Origin of the sequence: Bifidobacterium sp. H6bp9 (assembly GCF_032193695.1) — a bacterium.
GTDB lineage: Bacteria > Actinomycetota > Actinomycetes > Actinomycetales > Bifidobacteriaceae > Bombiscardovia > Bombiscardovia kimbladii.
The window spans coordinates 851,442-876,511 of record NZ_JASTZY010000001.1 but is presented as its reverse complement, the minus strand read 5'-3'; the positions used below and the strand labels follow the sequence as shown (position 1 = coordinate 876,511).

General features: G+C 56.3%; 16 protein-coding genes and 2 pseudogenes. 9 read left to right on the top strand and 9 right to left on the bottom strand.

Annotated features, from left to right (window positions below; translation table 11 throughout):
• Positions 1-20: 20 nt before the first annotated feature.
• The 6 genes from gyrA to dnaA form a co-directional block, all read right to left on the bottom strand.
• Complete coding sequence (gyrA, locus tag QRX40_RS03545; RefSeq protein ID WP_024627119.1) at positions 21-2,738, bottom strand: DNA gyrase subunit A; 2,718 nt, start codon at positions 2,736-2,738, stop codon at positions 21-23.
• A 43-nt stretch (positions 2,739-2,781) separates the two neighbouring features.
• On the bottom strand, positions 2,782-4,821 hold the full coding sequence (gyrB, locus tag QRX40_RS03540; RefSeq protein ID WP_216476353.1) for a DNA topoisomerase (ATP-hydrolyzing) subunit B: 2,040 nt from the start codon (positions 4,819-4,821) through the stop codon (positions 2,782-2,784).
• A 292-nt stretch (positions 4,822-5,113) separates the two neighbouring features.
• The gene (locus tag QRX40_RS03535) at positions 5,114-5,611 is read right to left on the bottom strand and encodes a DciA family protein (RefSeq protein ID WP_313836306.1); all 498 of its coding nucleotides are present in this window, start codon (positions 5,609-5,611) and stop codon (positions 5,114-5,116) included.
• Positions 5,608-6,870 carry a DNA replication/repair protein RecF gene (gene recF / locus QRX40_RS03530; RefSeq protein WP_313836304.1) on the bottom strand — a complete coding sequence of 421 codons (1,263 nt, stop codon included), beginning with the start codon at positions 6,868-6,870 and terminating at the stop codon, positions 5,608-5,610. Before recF ends, QRX40_RS03535 begins: the two co-directional genes overlap by 4 nt.
• 29 nt (positions 6,871-6,899) lie before the next feature.
• The gene (gene dnaN / locus QRX40_RS03525; protein ID WP_024627115.1) at positions 6,900-8,024 is read right to left on the bottom strand and encodes a DNA polymerase III subunit beta; all 1,125 of its coding nucleotides are present in this window, start codon (positions 8,022-8,024) and stop codon (positions 6,900-6,902) included.
• Positions 8,025-8,438: 414 nt separating this feature from the next.
• Complete coding sequence (gene dnaA, locus QRX40_RS03520; protein ID WP_313836301.1) at positions 8,439-10,184, bottom strand: chromosomal replication initiator protein DnaA; 1,746 nt, start codon at positions 10,182-10,184, stop codon at positions 8,439-8,441.
• A 331-nt stretch (positions 10,185-10,515) separates the two neighbouring features.
• Here dnaA and rpmH point away from each other — a divergent pair, with 331 nt between their 5' ends.
• The 8 genes and pseudogenes from rpmH to QRX40_RS03480 all read left to right on the top strand — a co-directional run bounded on the left by rpmH (position 10,516) and on the right by QRX40_RS03480 (position 19,252).
• Complete coding sequence (rpmH, locus tag QRX40_RS03515; RefSeq protein WP_015022700.1) at positions 10,516-10,650, top strand: 50S ribosomal protein L34; 135 nt, start codon at positions 10,516-10,518, stop codon at positions 10,648-10,650.
• Positions 10,651-10,676: 26 nt separating this feature from the next.
• A pseudogene (rnpA, locus tag QRX40_RS03510) lies at positions 10,677-11,069 on the top strand (ribonuclease P protein component); the annotation flags it as partial.
• Positions 11,070-11,176: 107 nt separating this feature from the next.
• Positions 11,177-11,488 carry a membrane protein insertion efficiency factor YidD gene (yidD, locus tag QRX40_RS03505; protein ID WP_045925193.1) on the top strand — a complete coding sequence of 104 codons (312 nt, stop codon included), beginning with the start codon at positions 11,177-11,179 and terminating at the stop codon, positions 11,486-11,488.
• 2 nt (positions 11,489-11,490) lie between these two features.
• Positions 11,491-12,513 carry a membrane protein insertase YidC gene (yidC, locus tag QRX40_RS03500; protein ID WP_045925058.1) on the top strand — a complete coding sequence of 341 codons (1,023 nt, stop codon included), beginning with the start codon at positions 11,491-11,493 and terminating at the stop codon, positions 12,511-12,513.
• Positions 12,514-12,690: 177 nt separating this feature from the next.
• Positions 12,691-13,227 (top strand): annotated as a pseudogene (locus tag QRX40_RS03495) (protein jag); the annotation flags it as partial.
• Between the two features lie 541 nt (positions 13,228-13,768).
• Positions 13,769-14,650, top strand: a complete 882-nt coding sequence (locus QRX40_RS03490; RefSeq protein ID WP_082067758.1) for a 16S rRNA (guanine(527)-N(7))-methyltransferase RsmG — start codon at positions 13,769-13,771, stop codon at positions 14,648-14,650.
• A gap of 2,057 nt (positions 14,651-16,707) precedes the next feature.
• Positions 16,708-17,655: a ParA family protein gene (locus QRX40_RS03485; RefSeq protein WP_045925192.1), complete on the top strand. Its 948-nt coding sequence runs from the start codon at positions 16,708-16,710 to the stop codon at positions 17,653-17,655.
• A gap of 4 nt (positions 17,656-17,659) precedes the next feature.
• Positions 17,660-19,252 carry a ParB/RepB/Spo0J family partition protein gene (locus QRX40_RS03480; RefSeq protein ID WP_313836293.1) on the top strand — a complete coding sequence of 531 codons (1,593 nt, stop codon included), beginning with the start codon at positions 17,660-17,662 and terminating at the stop codon, positions 19,250-19,252.
• Positions 19,253-20,003: 751 nt separating this feature from the next.
• Here the strand turns inward: QRX40_RS03480 and trxB are convergent.
• Positions 20,004-20,948, bottom strand: coding sequence for a thioredoxin-disulfide reductase (trxB, locus tag QRX40_RS03475; RefSeq protein WP_198189405.1), 945 nt, complete (start codon positions 20,946-20,948; stop codon positions 20,004-20,006).
• Between the two features lie 109 nt (positions 20,949-21,057).
• Between trxB and QRX40_RS03470 the strand changes: the two genes are divergently transcribed.
• The gene (locus QRX40_RS03470) at positions 21,058-21,408 is read left to right on the top strand and encodes a hypothetical protein (protein ID WP_313836291.1); all 351 of its coding nucleotides are present in this window, start codon (positions 21,058-21,060) and stop codon (positions 21,406-21,408) included.
• A gap of 1,141 nt (positions 21,409-22,549) precedes the next feature.
• On the opposite strand, the gene QRX40_RS03465 is transcribed toward QRX40_RS03470, so the two are convergent.
• Both QRX40_RS03465 and QRX40_RS03460 read right to left on the bottom strand, forming a co-directional pair.
• The gene (locus tag QRX40_RS03465; RefSeq protein WP_313836289.1) at positions 22,550-23,764 is read right to left on the bottom strand and encodes a D-alanine--D-alanine ligase; all 1,215 of its coding nucleotides are present in this window, start codon (positions 23,762-23,764) and stop codon (positions 22,550-22,552) included.
• A gap of 3 nt (positions 23,765-23,767) precedes the next feature.
• Positions 23,768-25,051, bottom strand: a complete 1,284-nt coding sequence (locus tag QRX40_RS03460) for a PLP-dependent aminotransferase family protein (protein WP_045925052.1) — start codon at positions 25,049-25,051, stop codon at positions 23,768-23,770.
• Positions 25,052-25,070 lie beyond the last annotated feature (19 nt).

Sequence of the window (25,070 nt, the reverse complement as noted above, 5' to 3'; positions counted from 1 at the left end):
CAGACTGGTAGCGGACCTGCTCAGTCCTCTTGGGCCAGACCTTGGCCGTCGCCGGTTCCGGTGGTGGCGATGGGCTGATCCTTGGCCGCCAGGGGAGCGGCAGGAGCCAAGTCAGCCTGACCGCCATTCTCCTCCTGGTCGTCACGCTCGGCATTGCGGGCGATGGAGAGGATCTCATCGCCCTTATCGGGCTTGGCCAGAGTGACTCCCTGGGTGTTGCGGCCGGTCCGCTTGACCTCGGCCACATCGGAGCGGATGACCTTGCCAGACTTCATGATGGCCATGATCTGATCGTCCTCGTTCACCACCAGGGCGCCGACCAGGGATCCCCGGCCCTCCACCATGGCAATGGCCTTGACGCCGTAGCCGTTGCGGCCCTGTAGGCGGTACTCGCTCAGGGCAGTCCGCTTGGCAAAGCCTTCATCGGTGACCACCAGCAGATCATTCCCGGACTCCTTGGCGATCACGTCCATGCTCAGCAGTTCATCGCCGGGGCGGAACCGCATGCCTTGGACGCCGGCGGTCTGCCGTCCCATGGGCCGCAGGGTGGAGTCGTCGGCCGGGAAGCGCACGCTCATGCCCTTGCGGGAGACCAGGATGATCTCATCGTCGGCATTGCAGAGGGCGGCACCCACCAGCTCGTCACTCTGGGGCACCTCTTGCCCGTCCTCGTCGGTGACGGTGCCCAGCTCCATCAGCCGCACGGCGATCAGGCCGCCCTGGCGGGGCGAATCATACTCGGTCAGGCGGGTCTTCTTGACCCGTCCGGTCCGGGTGGCCAGGACCAGATAGTCGGCATCGTCATAGTCGTGCAGGGAGAGGACCTGTTCGATCCGCTCGCCCGGGCCCAGCTGGAGCAAATTGGCTACATGCTGTCCCTTGGAGTCGCGGGAACCCTCAGGCAGCTCATAGGCCTTGAGCCGATACACCCGGCCCTTGTTGGTGAAGAAGAGCAGCCAGTTGTGGGTGCTGGTCAGGAAGAAGTGGTCCACCACATCGTCCTCGCGCAGCCTGGCTCCGCGGATGCCCTTGCCGCCACGGTGCTGGGCCCGGTACTCGTCGGCCTTGGTCCGCTTGACGAAGCCGGAGTGGGTGACGGTGACCACCACCTGCTCGTCGGCGATCAGGTCCTCCACGTTCATCTCGCCTGAGTAGGGGACGATCCGGGTCCTCCGCTCGTCGCCGTACTTGTCGACGATCTCGTCCAGCTCATCGCCCACGATGGTGCGCTGGCGCTCGGGGTGGGCCAAAATATCGTTGTAGTCGGCGATCTTGCGCATGAGATCCTCATGCTCGTCCAGGATCTTCTGCCGTTCCAGGGCGGCCAGACGGCGCAGCTGCATGGCCAGGATGGCATCGGCCTGGACCTCGTCCACATCCAGCAGCTCCATCAGGCCAGTGCGGGCCGTCTCCACGTCCTTGGAGGCGCGGATCAGGGCGATGACCTGGTCGATCATGTCCAGGGCCTTCAGATACCCCTGCAGGATGTGGTCGCGATCCTCGGCTTCCCGCTTCAGATAGCGGGTGCGCCGCTCGACCACATCCAGCTGGTGGTCCACCCAATGGCGGATGAAGGCATCCAGACTCAAGGTCCTGGGGACCCCGTCCACCAGGGCCAGCATGTTGGCCCCGAAGGTCTGCTGCAGCTGGGTGTGCTTGTAAAGGTTGTTGAGGACCACCTTGGGCACGGCATCACGCTTGAGCACCAGGACCAGGCGCTGGCCGGTACGGCCCGAGGTCTCATCGCGCATGTCGGCGATGCCCTGGATCTTGCCGTCGCGCACCGCCTCGCGGATGGAGGAGGCCAGCCGGTCGGGGTTGACCTGGTAGGGCAGCTCGGTGACCACCAGGCACATCCTTCCGCGGATCTCCTCGGTGTTGACCACGGCCCGCATGGTGATCAGGCCGCGTCCGGTCCGGTAGGCCTGCTCGATGCCCTTGTGACCCAGAATGGTGGCGCCGGTAGGGAAGTCCGGTCCCTTGATGATGGCGATCAGGGCGTTGAGCAGCTCCTCCTTGGAGGCCTCGGGATGCTCCAGTGCCCAGTGCACGCCCTTGGATACCTCGCGCAGGTTGTGCGGAGGGATGTTGGTGGCCATGCCCACGGCGATGCCGGCTGATCCATTGACCAGCAGGTTGGGGAAGCGGGAGGGCAGAACCGTAGGCTCCTGGGTTTTCCCATCGTAGTTGGGGATGAAATCGACCGTGTCCTTGTCGATGTCGCGCACCATCTCCATGGCCAGGGGGGCCATACGGCACTCGGTGTACCTCATGGCGGCCGCCGGGTCGTCGCCGGGGGAGCCGAAGTTGCCCTGGCCGTCCACCAGCGGGTAGCGCATGGACCAGGACTGGGCCAGACGCACGATGGTGTCATAGATGGCCGCATCGCCATGGGGGTGGTACTTGCCCATGACGTCGCCCACCACGCGCGAGCACTTGTTGTAGCCGCGGTCAGGCCGGTATCCGCCGTCGTACATGGCGTAGATGACCCTGCGATGCACCGGCTTCATGCCGTCACGGACATCGGGCAGGGCCCGCTCCACGATCACGGACAGGGCGTAGGACAGGTAGGATTCCCGCATCTCCTGCTGGAGGTCGATGGGCTGAATCCGCTCGCCCTTAAGGAGGCCGTAATCGGTGTTGTCCATCTCCTGGGGGCTGAGCGGCTCGCGGGACCCGTCGGGCAGGTTGAGGCCGTCCTGGTCCGGGCTGTTGTCATTGTTGTTATCGTCTGCCAAAATCGATCCTTAGCTCAAATGGTTAAAAGGGGAGGCTTCCGTCTCAGGCGTCGATGAAGCGGGCGTCGTGGGCGTTGCGTTGGATGAACAGACGCCGAGGTTCGACCTCGTCGCCCATGAGCATGGTGAAGGTCTCGTCGGCCTGCTCAGCGTCATCGATGCGGATCTTCTTGAGGATGCGGTGATCCGGATCCATGGTGGTCTCCCAGAGCTCCTGGTAGCTCATCTCGCCCAGACCCTTGTAACGCTGGATCCCTTCGCCCTTGGGCAGCTGTCGGCCGGAGGCCTTGCCCTCGGCCAGGACCCTGTCGCGCTCGGCATCGGTGTAGACGAAGCTGTGGGGCCCCTTGGTCCACTTGAGCCGGTAGAGCGGGGGCATGGCCACGTAGACGTAGCCAGCCTCGATCATGGGCCGCATGTAGCGGAAGAAGAGGGTCAGATTCAGGGTGGCGATGTGGGCGCCGTCCACATCGGCGTCGGCCATGATGATGACCTTGTGGTAGCGCACCTTGTCGATGTTGAAGTCCTCGCCGTATCCGCCGCCCACAGCCGTGATCAGGGATTCGATGGTGTCGGACTTCATCATGCGGTCCAGACTGGCCCGCTCCGTGTTGAGGATCTTGCCGCGCAGGGGCAGGATGGCCTGGGTCATGGGGTTGCGCCCCTGGATGGCCGAGCCGCCTGCGGAGTCGCCCTCCACGATGAACAGCTCGCACTCCTCGGGGTCGCTGGACTGGCAGTCCTTGAGCTTGTCGGGCATGCCGGCCGTCTCGAAGATGGACTTGCGACGGGTGTTCTCGCGGGCCTTCTTGGCCGCGATCCTGGCCCGGGAGGCCTCCATGGCCTTCTGGATGATGGACTTGGCCTCGCCGGGATGGGCGTCGAACCAGTCGCTCAGCCTCTCGGTCATGACCCGCTGGACGAAGGTCTTGGCCTCGGAGTTGCCCAGCTTGGTCTTGGTCTGGCCCTCGAACTGCGGATTGGTCAGCTTGACGGAGACCACGGCGGTCAACCCCTCGCGCACGTCATCGCCCGAGAGGTTGTCATCCTTGTCCTTGAGGATGTTCTTGTCCCGGGCGTAGCGGTTGATCATGCTGGTCAGAGCTGCACGGAACCCCTCTTCGTGGGTGCCGCCCTCGGTGGTCGCGATGGTGTTGGCGAAAGTGTGGACCGACTCCGAGTAGGCGGTGGTCCACTGCATAGCCACCTCGGCGGAGATGCCCAGCTTCAGGTCCTCGGCCTCGAAGTCGATGACCTCGGCCTCCACAGGCGTGGCCTTCCTGACCTTGACCAGATAGTCCACATAGTCCTTGATGCCGTTGGCATACTGGTAGCTGACGGACTGGCCCTTCTGCTCAGGGGTCTGCTCCTCGCCCGCCACCTCGTCACCGGCCTGGTTGTTGGGGCGCAGATCGGTCAGGGTGATTCTCAAGCCCTTGTTGAGGAAGGCCATCTGCTGGAAACGGCTGCGCAGGGTCTCGAAGTCGTAGACCGTGGTCTCGAAGATTTTGGGATCGGCCCAGAAGGTCACCGAGGTGCCGGTGCCCTCGTCCGGCCCCATGGCCTGATCCTTGGATAGGGGAGCCGTGGGCTTCTGATTGCGGAAGCTCTGATGCCAGTGGTAACCCTGACGGCGTACCTGGACGTCGATCCGGGTGGACAGGGCGTTCACCACGGATATGCCCACGCCGTGCAGGCCGCCTGAAACCGCGTAGCCGCCGCCGCCGAACTTGCCGCCGGCATGCAGCTTGGTCATGACCACTTCGACGCCGCTCTTGCCCTCGCCCGGCACCTCGTCCACAGGTATGCCACGGCCGTTGTCGTCCACCCGGATGCCGTTGTCGGGCAGAATGGTGACTTCAATGTGGTCAGCATACCCAGCCAGGGCCTCGTCGACCGAGTTGTCGACGATCTCGTAGACCAGATGGTGCAGGCCCCTGGGACCTGTAGAACCGATGTACATACCGGGACGGACGCGAACCGCCTCCAGCCCCTCCAGCACTTTCAGATCGCTGGCGTCATAGTGTTCGGGGGAGAGCGAGTCATCCAGCTGCGCGTCGTCCAGCTGATCCTGGCCCGTCATGCCGTCATCCTGAGGCTTGTCCTCCTCATGCTCCCGGCCCTCTTGCGGGGTCCGGGACGGGTCAGTGTTGAGATCTGCCACGGATAGTCCTTTCTGCACCCCCATGGTCGCCCACTGACGACAAAGCAGCTTCCGTTCGTGGTCGAGCGGGGGATCGAGTCATGGTCACCAGGTTCCAAATCGTCCATAAAGGGGCCTTGGAAGCGTTTGACCCTATAACCTATAGATTACCAGCGCTAGGGGACTTTAGGCTGACAGAAAGCTGGGAAGACGGTATCCACAGATTATGGGTTCACCCATAGGTGTCGCGCACGCCTCGGCCCGGCGGATCGAACCGTGAACGGCGAAAGCTGTAGTTGTGGGGGCCGGTCACCCGGATCTGCTTGACCGGCATGCCCAGCCGCCTGACAATGGTCGCCTTGAGCTGGGGGACCAGGTAGGTCAGCTGGGTGGCCCAGACTGTGGTCTGCGCCTGGATGATCAATACGCCCTCCCGGTAGGAGACCACTCTCGAATGGGCGGCGATGCCGGGTCCCACCACACTGTCCCACTGGTTGCGCAGCCGGGCCACCTTCAGGTGGCTGGTCCACCCGCTCCCGGCAGCCAGGCTAGTCACCACTCCTCCCAGTTTGGCTGGGTCGCGGCCTGGCTTTCCGAACGCATACCAGGCCTTGCGGGAGTTGTCCTCCTGCTGCCGACGAGTGGCCGCCCGTCGTGTGCAACCCTCGAAGACCAAGGCCGGCAATCGACGCTGGTCCAGGTGCAAAGTCTCAACCATGGGCGCCTTCATGACAGGTCGTTCCCCTCTGGCCCATCCTTCATATCCGAGTCGTCATGAGCCGTCCCTCTGGTTCGACGCAGATCCTGCATGGCACTGGCGATGGCCGGATCCTGAGCGGCCGGATCGGATGGTTGCACAGGCCTCAACCTGGACACATCCACCAAGCTGGCACCCTGAAGGGATGGAATATCGCTGTCGGCGGCCACGGTGATCAGCACCTGGTCCTGCTGGCGGGCAAAGTCCAGGATCTGATCCCTGCGGCCCCGATCCAACTGGGCGAAGACATCATCCAGAATGACGATCGGCTCCAGGGCGCGACGATCCTTGACCACCTGCAGCAGAGCCAGCCTCAGAGCCAGGGCCAGGGTCCACATCTCACCGTTGGAGGCGAACTCCCTGGCAGGCATGCCGTTGAGGGTGAAGGCCAGATCATCGCGCTGGGGGCCGATCAGATTGGTGCCCCGGGCCACTTCTCCCGGGTATATCCGCTGAAAGTGACGGCTGACGGCTTCGGCGACCTCGGGACCGGTCTGCCCATCGGATCCTATCTCCTCCAGGGAGGGCCGGTAGGTCAATCGAGCATCCTGATCAGGGCCTGCCAGCCGACCATACAGATCACTGAAGGGCCGGTCCAGAGCCTCTACCAGAGCCGCCCGTCGTCGGCTCAGATCCAGCCCGGTGCGAATAAACTGCCCAGTCCATACCTCTAGGCCGGACAGGGCTGCGTCACGCCCGTCACCCGAGGGGTCGCGGCCCGCCTGGGAGAGCTGCTTAAGCAGGGCGGCGCGCTGCCTGGCCACATGGCGAAAATCCTGCCGAACCTGGAAGTAGTCGGCATCGAGCTGGCTGCCGGCCTGGTCCAGCACGGCACGTCTGGCTGCCGGCTCTCCGGAGACCATCAGCTGATCCTCGGGGCTGAAGGTCACGCAGGGCACCCGGCCCACCAGATCACGCTGATAGAGGGAAGGCCCGCCGTTGATTCTTCCCCGGTTGGCCCCCTTGGCGGCAATGGTCAGCTCATAGTCGGTGGCGGTCCCGTCCTGCTCCAGTCTGGCCCTGACAGTGGCCTTGGACTGCCCACGCTCTACCAGGGGCAGCGAGGATGAGGTCCTATGGCTGCCGCCGGTGGACAGAACTTCGATGGCCTCGACCAGGTTGGTCTTGCCCAGGCCGTTGCGTCCCTCCAGAATGGTCACTCCGGGCTCCAGATCGAGGACGCAGTGCTCCCAGGAACGGAAGTGATCCAGAACCAGACGGGAGATGTGCACGGCGATCGTTCCTCGAACCTGCCCGGGTGTCAGTTGTTGAAACGCATGGGCACCAGCAGGTAACGGTAGTCCATGGACTCCTCGGAATCCTGCTCCTGCTGGCCGTTGAACTCCACGGCCTTGACCGCCGAGGTCATTTTGATACGGACAAAGGGCTCGGCGATGGCGCCCAGCCCGTCGATCAGATAGCTGGGATTGAAGGCCACCGTGATGTCTTCGCCATCCAGATCCGCCTGCAGAACCTCATGGGCCTGTGCCTCGTCAGCCGTGCCTGCGCTCAATGTCACCTCGTTGCCGGAGAAGACCATGCGAATGGGGGCGTTGCGTTCGGCAACCAGGGCCACGCGCTTGATGGCATCGATCAGATCCTGCCTGGCGATGACCGCCTGGATGGGGTACTCGTCCGAAAAGAGACGATCCACGGCCGGAAATTCCCCGTCAATCAGCTGCGTGGTGGATATCTTGCCGGCGTTTTCCACGCCCATGATGGTGGGGTTGTCAGCCTCGTAATCCATGGTCACGTTCTGGTGCTCGTCGAGGGAGCGGGCGATGTCTCGCAGCAGAGAGCCGCGGATCAGCATCGATGTGGAGAAGTCGGCGTCGCGAGGAGTCCAGGTGAAGCTCGAACGGGACAGCCTGAAACGGTCAGTGGCGGTCATGACCACCTTGTCCCCGGTGATTTCGGTTTTTACGCTAGTCAGAACTGGCCGGCTTTCTTCCCGGGAAACAGCGACGATGGATTGGGAGATGGATTGGATAAAGGTCTCAGCATCCACCTGGCCCATGGGTTCGGGAACGGCAGGAAGGTCGGGATACTCGCTGTCAGGCATCAGCTGCAGGGAAAAAGTGGATTTGCCTGAAGTGATGGTCATCTTGGATCCCTCGGTTGATAGGTAGGTCTTCTCCGAGGGCAGTGATTTAGTGATGTCCGCCAGAAGTTTGCCCAACACCAGAGCCGTTCCGGATTCGTCGATGCCTGCCTCGATGTGGTTTCTCGCCGAAACCTCGTAATCGAAGGCAGAGAGCTTCAATGTTCCGTCCGAGGCTTCCATTCTCACGCCCGCCAGAATCGGCGAAGCCGGTCGGGAGGGGATGATGCGGGTGGTCCAAGCCACTGCATCCGAGAGTGCGGATGAATTCACTTCTACTTTCATGGGAGCCTTCTTGTCGATGAATGAACTGGACTCATTCTATCGAACAGGCCAGGGGATGTGGTTGGAGTGAGGAAGTGTGCTTGAATATGACGATGATTGTTGCATAAATATACATAGAGTCATCGTAATAAGCTCGGTGGATGGTGTGGATAAGTTTCCAAATCCTTGCAATGCGGTGGATACACCTCCTCCAGGCGCTGTGGATAAGTGGTGAGATCGATGTGACTAAAAAGCCAAATTATCCACAAGGGCGGATTTTTGCTGAGTTATCCACAAAAGCATGGTGGTTATTCGCTGAAGATCCACCACTTGTCCCCGGAAAATCGGTGGGTTATTCCCAAGGTTTGCCCACATCTGGGGATAAACAGGTGGATATCTTTTTCTGCCGATCCACACCGGTTCCTGCGTGTCGCATCAGTTCTGAGGCTGCTTGAGCCGGACCGTCAGCTCCATGACGTAGTTGTAAATCTCCCGCTTTTCCTGCATCTCATTGGAGATGCGCGTATAGGCATGCATGACTGTGGTATGGTCGCGGCCGCCGAAGACCTCGCCGATGTCTACCAAGGACATACTGGTCATTTCCCGGGCCAGATACATGGCGATCTGGCGGGCCAGGGCGATGTTCTTGGTGCGCGTACGGCCGACGATATCGTCAAAGGTCAGATGGAAGTACTTGGCCACCTGGGAGATGATGTCGGTGGGCTTGATTTCTACGTCCGTGGAGAAGAAGTCCTGCAGGGTCTGTTCAGCCAAGGCCGTGGTGACTGGCTGGTTATTGAGGCTGGCCACGGCTGTGACACGAGTCAAAGCCCCCTCAAGCTCTCGGATGTTCTCGGTGAAGCGTTCCGCGATCAGATCCAGGACCTCGTTGGGAATGCTGACCCCGTTCATGGAGGCCATCATTCTCAGGATGGCCACCCGGGTCTCCCGGTCTGGCGGCTTGACGTCCACGGTCAGGCCCGAGTCGAAGCGCGAGATCAGTCGCGATTCGAAGCCTTTCAGATTCTTGGGGGCCACGTCCGAGGCGATGACGATGCGCTTGTTGGCGTCGTGCAGGGCGTTGAAGGTGTGGAAGAACTGGTCCAGGGTGGCTTCCTTGCCCCCCAGGAACTGGATGTCATCGATAAGGAGCACATCCACCTGCCGGTAACGGCGGTTGAATTCTGCGATCTGGCCCGAGCCTTGGGTTGAGTTCTGCAGGGCGTCGATGAATTCGTTGGTGAATTCCTCCGAGTTGACGTACCGGACCTTGAGCGAAGGATCCTTAACCAGGGCATAGTTGCCAATGGCGTTGAGCAGATGGGTCTTGCCCAGACCTGAGCTGCCATAGATGCACAGGGGATTGAAGTCCTGGCCCGAGCCTTCGGCCACGGCCAGGGCCACGGTCCGCGCGAAGCGGTTGGAGTCGCCTGGGACGAAGGTATCGAAAGTGGCGTTCTTGTTCAGATGAGTCTGCGGATCGCGCTCCACCCGGTTCTGGCTCATGGGGAAGCGAGGCACGGTAAAAGCGGGCCGCGACGTTGTTCGCTCGGCCTCGGCCTGCTGATCGGCATCGGCGCTGGCCGTGGACCTTGTAGCAGGGGAGGACTCGGACAGCTCGGCCTGCATGTCCAAAGTCATGGGCACGTAGGTGCCCTGATGGAAATCATTGGCCGAGACGATCGGGGTTTTGGCGGTCCCTGCGGTCTCAGGCCTCCAATTTGAACGGGTCTTTGTGTCGGAGGAGGATCGGCCGGTGCTGTTCTGGCGCTGGTAGTCGCCGTATGGATCCTGGGCTGGGCCGGGGACCTGACGGAACTCGCCGCTTCCCGGGGCGGAGCCAGCCATGGCGGATGCGCGTTGGTCGTTCTGTTGGTCGGCAGCCATCTGCTTGGCCATCTGCTCAGGGTAGACGATTTTGATGGCCGGGAACATTTCCTGATTGGTGACCAGTTGCAATGCGCTGAGGACGGGCTGGCTGAGCGGTCCCTGAATAGCTTCCTGGGTGGCCTTGGAGGAGACACGCAGAACGATGGTGGTGCCGAAGACCGCCTCGGGGGTGATGTCTTCAAGCCAGCCCTTGTCCCTGGAGGTCAGCGAACTGCTGTAGCGGAGCACCTGCAGGACCGCATCCCAGATTCTCTTGGCCTGGGCAGCGGCATCCAGCGGATCCTGCGCCATCAGTGTGCTCCTCTCTTCTCGACGACGGATTTCCCGTGTTTCCTGCTTCTCTCAAAGTCGACAGTAGCCCATTGTTACACCGACTTTGCGTGGTTATCCACAGGATAGCGTGTTGTGTCTGCGCTGAATGTGAATAACAGTGATGTAATTTGTGGATAAGTGAGGAGGCGCTTTCTCGCGCCATGACAGGGTTTGTGCAGGATACGAGGCGGTCCTTGTCATCTGAGGGGCGGATGCCTGTTTGACTCCGTCCCGGCTCCTGTGTACCGTGATATAGCTTGACTCATAACGAGCCGTACTCGAGTATGTCTACACACGGGAGCAACGAATTATGAAGAGGACATTCCAGCCCAATAACCGCCGTCGTCACATGAAGCACGGGTTCCGCGCTCGCATGCGCACCCGCTCTGGCCGCGCTCTGATCAATCGTCGCCGGGCCAAGGGCCGTCGGACGCTCTCCGCCTGAATCGGATTTCGATCCTTTCGCAAAAGGTGGAACGGCTGAGGAGCCACCGGGAGTTCACGGCGGTGCTCAGGCGACACCATCGGGTCAGCAGCCGGGATCTGGTCATTCATTATTTGATCCCTGGATCTGACCAGACGGTGACCCCGCTGCCGGTGGCATCGGTTGCGCACGAAGGGCGGCATGACATCCTGCCTGCGGGCAGACGCCGCATGGGGCTCGCTGTATCCAAAAATGTAGGCAAGGCCGTGACTAGGAACAAGGTCAAGCGCAGATTCAGGCAACTTGCCGAATCCAAGGAGGGCCTGCTGCCATCCTCCTGTGATCTGGTCATGCGCGCCAAGCCCAGCGCTGCCAGAGCCACCTATGAGCAGCTGGAGGAGCAAGTGGACAGGCTCTTCCGTGACCTTATGCGCAAGACTGGCAAGATTGCCGGCGGCTCTGAAGGGCGAACGCAATCAGGTTTGCAGCTCGTCGGGTCCAAGCGTCAACCGGCTCAACGGCTGGAAGCCAATGAAGGATACAGGGCATGAGCGGCCTGGCCTCCCGGGCTCTGCAGGGTGCAGTCCGCTGGTATCAGCGCCACATCTCACCCCTCTCGCCGCCGCGGTGCCGTTACTACCCGACCTGCTCCCAGTACGCTCTGACCGCTCTGAGGCGGTTCGGGGCCTTGCGTGGAACCATCCTGGCCGTTCTGCGGCTATTGCGCTGCACGCCTTTCAACAACGGCGGGATCGATGACGTGCCCCAGAGGTTTTCCATCTTCTATCGGTTCCCGTGGTCCAAGGCCCATGAGGAGGCCCGGCTGACCCCCATGGCCCCAGACAAGGAGACGGCCTGACAATGTTCCAGAACAACGACACTTTCACTTTCGATACGGGCATATACGGCTTCTTCTATAAGATCCTCTACCCCATCGAGTGGCTCATGACCTACATCATGACCTACTGCCACAAGTTCCTGACCCTGATCGGACTCCATAAGGGTCCCGGGGTGGCCTGGGCGCTCTCGGTAGTGATGCTGGTGCTGGTCGTCAACCTCTGCGTGCTGCCGCTCTTCATCAAGCAGCTGCGATCCATGCAAAAGATGCAGGCCCTGCAGCCCAAGCTGATGAAGATCCAGAACAAGTACCGCAACAAGAAGGATCCAGCCAGCCGAGAGGCCATGAGCCGGGAGACCATGAAGGTCTACCAGGATAACCATGCCAACCCCATGAGTTCCTGTCTGCCCGCGCTGGTCCAGGGCCCGGTCTTCATGACCATGTTCTACGTGCTTTCGGCTGTGCCCTTCATCGCCCGGGGCAAGCGGGCGCCCCTTGGAGCCTTCAACCGACAGGTGGCGCGAGAATTCGAGGAGACCACCTTCTTCGGGCTGCGGATTTCGGACAACTTCATGTCCGCCCAGGGTGCGGGCCGCATAGTCATAGTGGTCTTCATCGTGCTCATGTGCCTGGCCATGTTCTACTCGCAGTTCCACAACGTCCGGCGGAACATGCCCAGGTCGGCCATGCAGGGACAGCAGTACAAGATGCAGCAGATGATGGCCTTCATCTTCCCGGTCATGTACATCTTCTCAGGCATCTACTTCCCCTTCGCCGTGCTGATTTACTGGCTGACCAACAACCTTTGGAATCTGGGCCGAACCCTCTTCCAGGTCCGCCATATGCCTACGCCGGGCTCGCCGGCCGCAGAGAGCAAGGAGGAGCGGGACCACCGCCGTGAGAACGCTCGTCGCAAGCGCCAGGGGCTGCCCTCTTTGGAGGAGGAGCAGCTGATGGAGGCCAAGCGGCTGGAGGAGGAAGCCCGCAACAACAAGAACGTCTCCCACCAGCGTTCTCAGCCCCACCGCAAGCGTCGCGGTCGTTGATGCAGCCACTGGCAGCGGTGGCCGGTGTGGTGACCAAGCTTTCGGTCAGGCGGATACTGGAGTAGTCTGCAATCATCACGTCCGTGTATCCTCAATACTGGACACTCGATTGGTGACCAGGAATCCAGTGGACCTGAGGTTATGAATCGGATGTAAACGCGTGTAAGGAGAGCATAGATGTCTCAGTCTCTGGATCAGGGAAAGACCATCGAGCAACTCAATGAGGAGGCGGATGTCGCCGCCGACTATCTGGAGGGGTTGCTGGACATCGTCGATTACGAGGGCGATATCGAGATGGGGGTGCGCAACCACCGTCCGACCGTGCAGATTGTGGCTGACGACGACACGGATATCAAGCATTTGATCGGCAAGGATGGCGAGGTGGTGGATGCCCTGCAACAGCTGACGCGGTTGGCCGTGCAGCAGAAGATAGGGGAGCGCTCCCATCTGATCGTGGATGTGGACGGCTTCCTGCGGCGCAAGCGCGAGCATCTTCGCGAGCAGGCCCTGGATGTGATCGACGAGGTTCGTGAGACCGGCGATCCCGTCAATATGAAGCCCATGAACTCCTTCGAGCGCAAGATCGTCCATGACATGGTCCGAGAGGAGGGGCTGAAGTCACGCTCCCACGGTGAGGAGCCCCACCGGTACGTCACCGTCTACCTGAAGGCCAAGAACGAAGACGAGGACCTGCCTGACGATGTTGAGGACGAACCAGTCGGGTATGATGCCCCGCTGGACTCGGATGAAACCGATCAGGCCGATGATTCGGCTGACTACGCGGCTGATGACGATCCTGCTGGCGCGGACAGGGAGTGATTGCAGAACCAAGTAGGGCTGTGCGCCGATGAAGTATTGGTGAGGTCAGCCTTGTTTGGATTGTTTCATTGTTTGCTGCAGTCAGACTGTCTAAGTTTGCTGTGCTATCGGCCAGGGTCGTGCCATCTGTCAGATGTATTGCCTTGTCTGGCTCATGATGGTGGTGAGTTTGCCATGCTGCTTAATTCGGAATGATCTTGGTTGGTCATCCCCTATAGGAGGCCGCCTCCTATGCTGGTTCCGTTAGGATACTGATGTGTGCCTTCGACGCTATTTTGTAGTTGAAAACCGCAAGTTGGTAACCGCCCTCGGTATCCAGTGGTTTCAGATTCTGACATGGTGGAATCTTCTGGATGCAAGATGCAAGACAGTATGACGCTGTCGGGGTCTGTGGCTGTGATTGACTGCGCGTCGAATGTGAATGTGAGGAGTTGAAATGGCTGTTGTGGATGATGAACTGAACGATAGTCCCCTCTTGAGGCAGGTGCTTGGCGATGCTTTGGTACCCATGCAGCGTTTCCACGACAAGCTCTTAGGTGAGGGTGTGGAGAGGGGCATCATCGGCCCTCGCGATGAAGACATTATTTGGGAACGGCACATACTCAATTCAGCTGCCATTGTGCCTTTTGTGCGAGAACGATTGACTACTGATGGTCAGACAGCAACGGTGGCAGATATAGGTTCTGGTGGGGGCTTTCCGGGCATTGTGCTAGCTGCGTGTCTTCCGCAGTGCAGTGTTGTGCTTGTCGAGCCAATGGAGCGGCGTGTGCTCTGGTTGCGGGAAGTCATCGATGAGTTGCACCTGGTTAATGCCTCAGTGCTTCGCAAACGTGCAGAGGATCTGGCCCCGCAATCCTCTCACGCATCGAATCGGCACAAGAAAAGAGCTTCACAAGGCCACCGTCATGGTCGTCGCCGAAGCGAGGAAGGGTCCAATTCTGTTTCTGGCCTTGGTTCTTCAACTTTGGTCACCACCAGGAATGGTGATAGTCAGCAAACCGTGAATGGTCCTGAATCATCGGCAGCGATGGGCGGAGAAAGTCTGGCAAGGGTAGGTTCCACGCCTTCAGTACCTGAGACTTTTGATGTCGTGACCTGCCGGGCTGTGGCACCTATGACAAAGCTCGCTGGGTGGACCCTACCTCTCTTGAGATCAGGGGGTCAGCTTATTGCTCTTAAAGGCCGTTCGGCGCAAAATGAGCTTGATAAAGCTGCTAAAGAGATAAAAAAATATCATGGAGTGAATCCACGGGTCAGCCAAGCTCCAGTTGCACCTGGTCTTGAAGAAACCCACGTAGTTCTTGTGGACAAACGCTAAAACACGACGTCGATACAACATTATTTTATGACTGCGTTGTCAGAGCATTTACTCAATAGCGAGATAAAAATCAGGCAACTTAGGAATTTGCTACCTCAGAGAATAAATTATCAGCATTCAAACAGAGCCATGTCAAAGCTTATGAGAAATTATTGAACAACTCTTCTTGATCGAAACTGCCTTTTCCGGACAGCAACATGAGTGGTTGTCTCCTTATCGTGATGGGTGCCATGCTCAGTTAAAGGGAGTGCAAGCACACTTGTGATCCTGTATTGCCTTCCTTAGACTGGTTTTCACTCCGGAGCTTTTATGAACTTTGACACTCCAGCCTCTATCCTTTGTCAAAGAGTAAGGCTGCAGCTGTTTATATATAATTATAATATTTGAAATAATCATGTCTGTCTCATTTGCGATTGAGCACAACGCTTTGTATCTTCCGGTTGCTTTGCTCAGAATCTTAGTTGATACTGGTTTTGTCTCCCGTACATCGTTGGGCTAATTGTATGGAATATATCTTCGAACTTGATATACCGCTAACTTTCTGGTGCTTGATTAACCGTCTCTGGCGATATTGTCCCTTTGGTGCTCAGTGATCTATAAACTGACCTACTTTACCCAGTTCTTGCGTAGACCATACTATTTATACTCGCCATGGTGTGTTCATTTACAGGCCCCATTACATACAGGGGATTTAACGTGTTTGAACCTGTGCATCGCCCTTCGTTGTCTGATCATTAACACTTGCAGAGCAATATTGATCTTTGCACATGTATGAGCGATAGCTTGAGTAATCGATTAATCAGCCCCGGAGAAACTCCGGAATCACTTTTCAACATCGAATATTCTTCTGATGTTGGAGATAGAGGGGAGGGCTGCACTGAGCACAAGAGAGATATTCACTAGTTCCTGATGTGTGCACTAGAGATTGTTTCACGTGAAACATTGCAAATACACATCTTATTTAACATTTAACTGAAAAATCATGCTTCGTTGCTTACAGATGTCACAGGTTAATACCCAGTTGATCGCTGAGGGTATGTGACATACGAGAGAGGTATTCAAGAGAGGTATCCGAGACAGCTATATTCAGCAGCATCTTAGCCATGACCTTATTCAGCTGTTGCTGCTCCTGGTGGATGATTTCTTAGTGGAGATTGTTTGCAATGTTTCACGTGAAACAATCGACGCGGAATTCAATAATCTAGATCACGGTTATTGGAGTACATGTGAAAGAATACGGCACTAGCTTCTATATCTTCATTAGGAAACGGGTAGTCTGTGAACACTTTCTTAGAGTCCTTTATGCAACCACACTTGCACCAGGTAGAATACGACGCTTATCGGTTAGTAAGACCTATCGCTTAACAATAATAAATACATTTTTATAATTTAAAAATTGAGAAGTGTCTATTGAATCCGTAATATTGACTGCTTGTAGAAGGGCAGGCTTTGAATATACAACATGCAAAATTAAAGCACGCAACTACGTGAGCCAACAATCAACAAGGTAATAGTACTTCCCAGACAGTAGAGATGTTTCACGTGAAACACTACTCTGCAGTACAGTTGTACAAGGTCCGTCGCCAAGAGGTTTAATAGGAGCGTTGAAGCAGTGTTATAACCGTTATCCAACAGGTTGATGTATTCATTGACAAGTCCCATGAATAGTATTGCATGCTTAATTGATGTAGTGAATTTATTGATTCCCGATTTTTAAGTTATGCACAATTTAGACCTCAGAAATGAATTATCCACATTATCGTTTGTAGACCATGCTGCCTTGTGGGTAGCGCCAGAATTGTCAATAATCACAAGGCAAAGCTAATAATCTATAGAAAGCGACAGCGCTGGAGGCACCGATGTAACTATCCACACTTATCCACAGTTATGAACAACGGCTGTGTGTAACTAGCGGTTATTCTGACATGTCCAACTAGGACGGGAAAATTGAGTTGTTATCAAAAGGAGGAAGGTTCGTGGCCGCATCGAAGAAGGTGAAACCCGTTACGAGAAATACCTCGGATAGCGGTGAGCAAAGTACGCCGAACGCATCAGGTATGGAGTCGGCAACGGATATTCTGAATCGAATATTCGCTGACGGGTCAGGTTCGGTGTCCGGTGCGGAAATGGCAGATCTTTCTGCACGTTATCAGGCCTTACGTCAGGCTCAATTCCCTCATCCTTCAAAAACCCGCTTCATTGCCGTTGCCAATCAAAAAGGCGGGGTAGGGAAAACCACTACCACAGTCAATCTGGCATGCGCGTTTGCTGAATTCGATGAACAGGTGCTGGTCATTGATATGGATCCACAAGGCAACGCTTCTACTGCGTTGGGTGTGGCCCATGAGTCTGGTACACCATCAACATATGATGTGCTCGAGGGTCGTCTTGGGATCGATGACGTTAAGGTGGTTTCCCCTGAATTCCCCAACCTCGAGGTGGTCCCCTCTTCTATTGATCTAAGTGGTGCTGAACTGGAAGTTGCGGATATGCCCAACCGTAATCAGCTGATGAAAAAAGCAGTTGCCGACTATCTCAAAGTCTGTCACCAACACTATGACTATGTTCTCGTTGATTGCCCACCTAGTCTCGGACTGCTAGTTCTGAATGCCATGTGTTCAGTCAACGAAGTATTGATCCCAGTGCAAGCTGAGTATTATGCTCTTGAAGGACTGCAACAACTACTGCATACTATTGGACTTGTTCAGCAAAGTTATAATCCTTATCTCGTAATCTCCACCATGTTGTTGACGATGTACGACAGGCGGACGTTGCTCAGCAAAGAAGTGTTTGATCAAGTCAAGGAACACTATCCAGAGATAGTGCTGAATACGACCATTCCGCGTTCTGTCAAAATCTCTGAAGCTCCCAGCTTTCGGCAAAGCGTTGTCACCTACGACCCTAAGGGAGCCGGCGCTATCGCTTATGAAGAGGCAGCGTTAGAAATCGCGCAGAGATCCGAGCAAGTGCTGGAACATATTGCCAATAGAAGACAGGGGGAGTGAGGACATGACAAGCCGTTCACGGTTAGGCAAAGGCTTGGGGGCTTTATTCCCTGCCCTGCCAGGTGAAGATGATGAAACCAATGCTGACAATAGTCGGCGAGGAGATAACAAAGTACCAAATCCAAGCAATAAGCAGTCTACTCTTCAAGGTTTGGGTGCGGAGTCGAATGGACGAAAACGCCTAGAGAAGGACGACACAGCAAAAGGCGAGGCAAAACCAGAAAGAAGAACTAAGCATTCGGATCCTGCTAGCTCAGAGCTCGCGGATTCTGAAAGATTGTCTAAAAGCGGTCGTAAACATACCAACACAGGACAAAAGCGAGTCAGTATTTCCAAGTCGCTCGACGGTGATGTTTCACGTGAAACATCATCCTCGAAGAGGGCTACCAAGCGTAGGTCTGTCCCATCCATCAGCAGCTTGGAGCATCCGAGCGATCTATTCTTCGGTTCTACGACGACAAATGTTTCACGTGAAACATCGCCGATTGCGGGATCGATAGAGGCTGATGACCTTCGGACAAAAGAAACTCGGCAAAGCATTAACCGAGCAGCTACTATCGACAATGATAGTGGGCTAAATAAAGTGGAGGGCAATAGCCAAGAGGAGCTGAAGCCTGTCCAAGGCGGGTATTTGGCTGAAGTGCGTGTGGACGACATTAGGCCCAATGCTCAGCAACCGCGGCAGATTTTCGATGAAGATGAACTGTTGGAGTTGTCCCGCTCCATCAAGGAAGTCGGTGTATTGCAGCCCATAGTGGTGCGAAAATCTACTTTTGCAGACCGGCCAAGAACAGTCGAGGATAAAACAACTTCAGCTGCCAGTGCAGGAGGTAAATCCGAAGCATTTGACACTAAGACTGGTGAAGAGCAATCGGGCCAGCATTTAAACCAGAGAAACGCTAATCTGGGGCAAACAACCCATTATGAAATCATAATGGGCGAACGTCGGTGGCGTGCTACTAGGTTGGCTGGTCTGAATACCATACCTGCAATTGTGAAAACAACGAGCGATGACGCCATGCTGCGTGATGCATTGCTCGAGAATCTCCATAGAGTAGCTCTTAATCCCTTGGAAGAAGCAGCGGCTTATCAGCAAATGATCGATGAGTTCGGCTTGACTCAGGACGGTTTGTCTAAGTCAATCTCCAAGTCCAGACCTCAGATCACCAACACGCTTCGATTGTTGAAGTTGCCTCCAAGTGTGCAGAAAAAAGTAAGCTCCGGGGTGTTGTCAGCTGGACATGCCCGTGCCCTGCTTACTTTGCCAGATGAAAAATCCATGACGGCTCTGGCAGACAAGATTATTGCTGAAGGACTGTCGGTAAGATCTACGGAGGAACTCGTAGCATTGCAGACCGGGCAGACGAAGAAGAGAGCAAAAAAGCCTAGGGTCAACGCATGGGTGGATAGTCCTGTACGCCAAGATTTAGAAAGCCGCTTTGATACAAAGGTGGCTATTAAGGGCACTAAAAAGCACGGGAAAATAGAAATCGTGTTTTCTTCGCCTGAAGATATGGACCGCATTGTTGCCATACTCCTGGAAAAGGATCAATCCGCGAGTAATAGCAGTCATTCAGGCGACAAAGGCTGGGTTTGATCCCATTCTGAAACTGCGACCGCAGGGGTTGCTCAATCAAACCCTGCCGATAAGGCAAGCGATTGTTTCATAGCTCGATCTGATTTTGTATGAGCTGATGAGCAATCGCTGCATTTGTCTTAAACCCGGGATGGTTAAATGCCGTTAGTATGTGCCATTCTCTGCACAGATATATCGGTGTTGAAAGGCTGTGTGCAATATATACGCTGACTAACTGTCGGATTCCGAATGACTGCTAACCGAGCAACAAGATAATGTTGCGGGCTCACGACATCAGATCCGATCGGTATCTCAGCTCCTTAGCTGTCATAAATGGATGAGTGCCTCCAATAGTGGGGGCGTGCGGTGAGTCGTTGACTAGCCAGCCAGCTAGTGGGGCATACTGGAATGGTTGCTTATGCGTGTGTCAACTAGATAGGTGAGTCTTCACCGCTTAAAGGTGGTTCTAGAGCAAGCACCGCTCTTGTCTGGTAGGGCGATAGTATACCTGAGCTGGCAGGGCCTTTAGAATTTTCGATGTGGCGAGGGGGCTGGGTTGTGCAATGTCTCCTCAACGAGGAGCAGTTATTTCAGTGGGGGCGATAGTAGCAGCTGTAAGGTCAGTGATGTTCCTATTGAGCGTGCTATTCCGTCGTGACCATTGGAGAATTAAGGGCAGCTGAATAGGCGGCTGTGATGGTCAATAAACGATGTGCCTGGCAATCGTAAACTGCCAGGCACGTAAATTCTTGTTTACAGGGCGTATCAGGCCTTATCGCTTATCCAGGCTCGTAAGATACTCTTGAGCATCCAAGGCTGCACGGCAACCCATGCCAGCAGCAGAGATGGCCTGACGATAGATCTTGTCGGTTACGTCACCAGCGGCAAAGACTCCGGGTACGGAGGTTTTCGTTGACCCACCCTTGACCAGGATATAGCCGTCCTGATCCAGGTCGACTTGGCCATTAAAGAAAGCAGTCTGAGGGGTGAATCCAATGGCAACAAAAACTCCATTCGCCGGAATATTGGACTGCTGACCTGTTGCTGTATTGCGTACATCCAAAGAGGTTACGCCGCTACCGTCGCCGTTGATCCGCGTGACGACTGAATCGAGAAGGAAGCTGATCTTGTCATTGGCCTTGGCTCGGTCCACCATGATTTTTGAAGCGCGGAAGCCTTGGCGACGGTGAATCAACGTGACAGAGGAGCCGAAACGGGTCAGAAAGTCTGCGTCACTCATGGCAGAGTCGCCGCCGCCAACGACCACGATCGGCTTATTCTTGAAGAAGAATCCGTCACATGTGGCGCAGTAGGAAACCCCTCGCCCAGAAAATTCGCGCTCTCCGGGAATCTCCAACTTTCGATATTGCGAACCAGTGGTGATAACGACTGCTCGAGTTTGGTATTCTTCACCGCCATCGGTGGTGATCCGTTTGATGTCTCCACTCAAGTCAACTGAGACGACATCATCGTATTCGATCTGAGCACCAAAATGTTCGGCCTGCTCGCGCATCTGATCCATCAGATCCGGTCCCAGTACGGCTTTTGGAAATCCTGGGAAATTCTCTACTTCTGTCGTGTTCATAAGCTGACCGCCGGGCGTTAGGGCTCCAGCAATAACGAGGGGAGCATAACCGGCTCTGCCAAGATAAATGGCGGCGGTGTAACCCGCTGGTCCGGACCCTATGACAATGGCATCGTGAACAGTTTGCTTCATAACGCTACTGTATCCATGCATGATGACCGGGTCACACGCGGTGGGCGAAAAGGATCCCTACTTATCTCACTGTAAGTCCGTTCCTGACAGAGCAGGCTATTCTTAAACCATGGAGAAAACCGTGATAGTGGCTATTGTAACCAATCTTGGGACGATTCTGGTGCTGATCTGGTTTATGCTCCGAGTTGATCGATTGCTGCGGGAGCATCCCAGCCATCAGACAGATGATAAGGATGAGGATGACAGCTGGCATAGCTGGCGTTTTTGGAATCCTCCAAGCTCTGATGGCAATGAAGACAAGTTGGACACAGATTCTCCGGTAACAGACAAAAGCCTTGGGGCTGATGATGATATGACGGTTAGGTCTGCCGACCGATATACATCCTCGACTCAAGAAGAACCGGGTGAAAGTTCTTCGCGCGCATCGGACAAGGGCGAGGAAAGCGGCGGAGATAAGTAAGGCATATTGAGCAAGGCCGCAGACTGTTCAATCATAGTGGGGTGCGGTTTCGATTGTTTGTTTGATCTTGTCAAATGCAGTCCCTGAACAAGGACAGATTGATGCACTTGGATATATTGATCCACTGATTTGCAGAGTAGTTATGGGCTTGTATCTATAGGTCTTGAAGCGGGCACGGGGGAGCAAACCGCGTCAGCACAATATGACTCGATAAATGAATCCTGATAGGAAGATCATGCTCTCAGCGAGGGCGATGAACAAACTAGGGCAAATGAACTGGGATAACAATGCCTAGGACCGAATGATAATTCGCAGGTGAAAACACAGCTTTCGCTCTCAGTTCATGATGGCATAGTCGAAATGGCCTGATTCTCGATGCTTTAAAAGCAGCATCGCCTATATGCCGCCTTGCGGGTTTTTGATGAGACATCTTGGTGAGATAACTTGAGCAACATGATGCGAAACTTGTTGTGATTGCAACCCTATGAAGGCTGTCTTCATTCTCGCTCGATCATATCTTTATTCGACCAGCACTTTTAACGGGAGAATCCGTTGTCGGTCATAGACCGCTATATCGCGTGAGGCTCTCGCTGGAGTTGATGACGTAAGTTGATCACCTCGGAATGTTTCACGTGAAACATTCGATATCGACTGTGTTTGTATTCAAGGGTGTGTATCAATACTGCGGTTTACTGAGCGTGGAGTCTTGGAGGATGACCCAGTTATTGCAGCATCGACAATTCATTAGTCCGCGTCGCTTCTGCGAGTAAGTCTTGTCGGCAATATAAAAGCCGGAACCTGATTGAACATGCCTTTCGGGCAATGTCGGCCTTGGCTGAACAGTAGAGAAAAAGTTGAGAATACAGCAGATGTGGAGAGGCGAGCACATCACATAGAAGGAGGGAAATAACCGACAACGAATGGTGAATGGTGAATGGTGAACAGCTGTCATTCGATGGCCTGAAAACGATGCTAATGAAAATATGGTGCCTGCCATGGGTGCTATCCGCTCGGCCTGTATTGCAATCCGTGTATATTGCAGATCCGCCTGGCGCATATTGCACGAATTGCAAACTATGCACCAGGCGGACCCTGCTCGTGCCAGTCGAACGATAGGCGGGACCAGAGAGGCTTTGCTATCTCAATCGGTTCGCTTTTGATTCAAAACTGATTGAACCAATGCCGTGTATAGCTCTGGCAGATTGTAACCAGCGGCCTGCGCTGACTGTGGCAGCAGCGAAGTGTCCGTCATGCCGGGTGCCACATTGGACTCCAGGAATTGCGGCTGACCTTGGGCATCAACAATGAAATCGGTTCGTGAAATATCGCGGAGCCCCAGAGCACGGTGAGCAGTCAGTGCGGCATCGCTGACAGCCTGCGTGGTCTTGGCATCCAGTCGGGCTGGAACATAGAACTCTGTCGGGCCGGGTGTGGAACGAGCTTCGAAATCGTAGGTGCCTGAGGGAGTCCAGATTTCAAGCGGAGGCAGCACCAGGGGGTGTCCGTCAAACTCGAGGATGGACACAGAGACCTCGGTGCCCGTGACAGCCTGCTCGATCAGCGCTACATCACCATAGGCAAAGCAGTTGATCAGCGCCTGAGTGAGTTGGCTCTGTTCAGTCACCATGGTGCACCCCATAGCTGAGCCGCCCATGGTGGGCTTGATGAAGAGCGGGAGCCCCAGCGAGCCTAGAAGCATATCGATAACGGGTTCGACACCCAGCTCGCGGAACATGGATTCGGGCAGCGTCACGGAATGCGGAGTGTGCAATCCGGCCATACGGACAACGTTCTTGGCGATGGGCTTGCTCCAAGCGGTCCGTGAGGCCTTGGCCCGGGATCCGATGTAGGGCAGTTCCGCCATCTCCAAGACATCGCGGATGGAGCCGTCTTCGCCGTTGGCGCCGTGCAGCAGAGGCCAGACCAGATCGGGGCGGGTCGACTCGTCGGTCAAGTACGGCAAAAGCGAGCCATCCATGTCGTGGACGCGGACTGTCCATCCGGCCTCCTCCAGGAATCCCTGGACCCGATGTCCCGAGCTGATGGAGACATCACGCTCATGGCTGAGGCCCCCGCAGATCACCAGGATCGACTTATCGGCACGCTTGGTGGCCTTGCTGGCCAGGGAGGCGACATCGTCCATGGTGACTGGCGTAGCCTCACGGATGGAGCGATGTGAGGTCCGCTTGGCTTTTTTGGCCACTTCGCCAGCAGCTGTGGCTGAAGTGGTGGCCGCAGTGCTGGTCGGGCTTGCGACCGTGGTCGTCGTTGCGCTCGCGGTTGCCTTGGTCTTGCTGGCTGCCGCGGTTTTGCCCCCGGTCTGCTGCCGAGGTGTCTTGCTGTGCTTGGGCGCCATGATTCAGCCCCTTTCCTTGCCGCTGTCAGGCTCGAACAGCCGGACGGTGGCGAGTTCGTTCTCGATGACTGTGGACAGTCTGCGTATTCCTTCCCGGATCCGATCGGGGGTGGGGTAGCAGAAGGACAGGCGCATGTGGTCCGCTCCCTCCCCGTTATCGTAGAAGGCTGTGCCTGACACGTAAGCCACCTTGGCGGTGATTGCTCTGGGCAGCATGTCCTTGGCGTTGAGCCCCTGGGGTATCTTCAGCCAGATGTAGAAGCCGCCCTTGGGCTTGAGCCATGAGCAGTAGGGCAAATATTTTTTCAAAGCCTCGTCCATGGCATCGCAGCGTTCCTTGTACATCCCCCGGTAATCATTGATCTGCGATTTCCAGTCGAAGTTGTCCAGGTAGGTGGTGATGGTCATCTGGCTCATGTTGGAGGGGCAGAGAATGGCTGACTCGTTGGCCAGAACCAGCTTCTGTCGGATGCCAGGAGGCGCAACCATCCAGGCCACGCGCATGCCCGGGGCGATGATCTTTGAGAAACTGCTCAGGTAGACAATGCCCTCGGAATCGTAGGAGCGCAGGGCCGGATAGGTCTGGCCGTCGAAGGCCAGCAGTCCGTAGGGATTGTCCTCCACAATGAGCACGTGGTACTTTCTGGCGATCTCGATGATCCGCGGCCGCCGCTCGACGCTCATGGTGGCGCCGGCAGGATTGTGGAAGTTGGGTACAGTGTAGAGGAACTTGACCGCTTTGCCTTGGCGGCGCTGTTCCAGAATGGTCTCCTCCAGAGCCTCGGGAATCAGTCCGTCTCCGTCCATGGCCACGTTGACCACATCGACCTGGAAGGACTGGAAGACGCCCAGGGCACCCACATAATTAGGTGCTTCAGCCAGCACCACATCGCCGGGGTCGCACATAATCCTGGTGATCAGGTCCAGTCCCGACTGGGAGCCGTTGACGATAACCACGTCATCCGGCTGGACATCCTTGATGCCTTCCAGCTCCATAATGGGTAGCACATCCTCGCGCAGGTGGGGATCGCCCTGTGCTGACCCATACTGCCAGGCCACCTGGCCCTTGCTCCGCAGCATGTCGCCAAGCTGGTCGGCCAGCTTATCGAAAGGCATCCGGCCCAGGTAGGGCATGCCGCCAGCCAAGGAGACTACCTCGGGCCGGTTGGCCACAGCGAAGAGGGCACGAATTTCGGAGGCGCGCATCTGCTCGGCCCGTGCCGCATAGGAGCTGTACCAGGGATCGTTCTTGATGACCTTGGATGCGATATTGGGATCATCCGCCATAACTGACTTCCGCCTTCCT

Excerpts from the sequence above, each read along its gene's own strand:
- QRX40_RS03535 (WP_313836306.1), bottom strand. The coding sequence starts at position 5,611 with ATGAAGGCGCCCATGGTTGAGACTTTGCACCTGGACCAGCGTCGATTG.
- QRX40_RS03460 (WP_045925052.1), bottom strand. The coding sequence starts at position 25,051 with ATGGCGGATGATCCCAATATCGCATCCAAGGTCATCAAGAACGATCCC.
- gyrB (WP_216476353.1), bottom strand. The coding sequence starts at position 4,821 with ATGACGGGCCAGGATCAGCTGGACGACGCGCAGCTGGATGACTCGCTC.
- QRX40_RS03485 (WP_045925192.1), top strand. The coding sequence starts at position 16,708 with ATGGAGTCGGCAACGGATATTCTGAATCGAATATTCGCTGACGGGTCA.
- yidC (WP_045925058.1), top strand. The coding sequence starts at position 11,491 with ATGTTCCAGAACAACGACACTTTCACTTTCGATACGGGCATATACGGC.
- trxB (WP_198189405.1), bottom strand. The coding sequence starts at position 20,948 with ATGAAGCAAACTGTTCACGATGCCATTGTCATAGGGTCCGGACCAGCG.
- rpmH (WP_015022700.1), top strand. The coding sequence starts at position 10,516 with ATGAAGAGGACATTCCAGCCCAATAACCGCCGTCGTCACATGAAGCAC.
- QRX40_RS03480 (WP_313836293.1), top strand. The coding sequence starts at position 17,660 with ATGACAAGCCGTTCACGGTTAGGCAAAGGCTTGGGGGCTTTATTCCCT.
- QRX40_RS03470 (WP_313836291.1), top strand. The coding sequence starts at position 21,058 with ATGGAGAAAACCGTGATAGTGGCTATTGTAACCAATCTTGGGACGATT.
- yidD (WP_045925193.1), top strand. The coding sequence starts at position 11,177 with ATGAGCGGCCTGGCCTCCCGGGCTCTGCAGGGTGCAGTCCGCTGGTAT.
- QRX40_RS03465 (WP_313836289.1), bottom strand. The coding sequence starts at position 23,764 with ATGGCGCCCAAGCACAGCAAGACACCTCGGCAGCAGACCGGGGGCAAA.
- dnaA (WP_313836301.1), bottom strand. The coding sequence starts at position 10,184 with ATGGCGCAGGATCCGCTGGATGCCGCTGCCCAGGCCAAGAGAATCTGG.
- dnaN (WP_024627115.1), bottom strand. The coding sequence starts at position 8,024 with ATGAAAGTAGAAGTGAATTCATCCGCACTCTCGGATGCAGTGGCTTGG.
- QRX40_RS03490 (WP_082067758.1), top strand. The coding sequence starts at position 13,769 with ATGGCTGTTGTGGATGATGAACTGAACGATAGTCCCCTCTTGAGGCAG.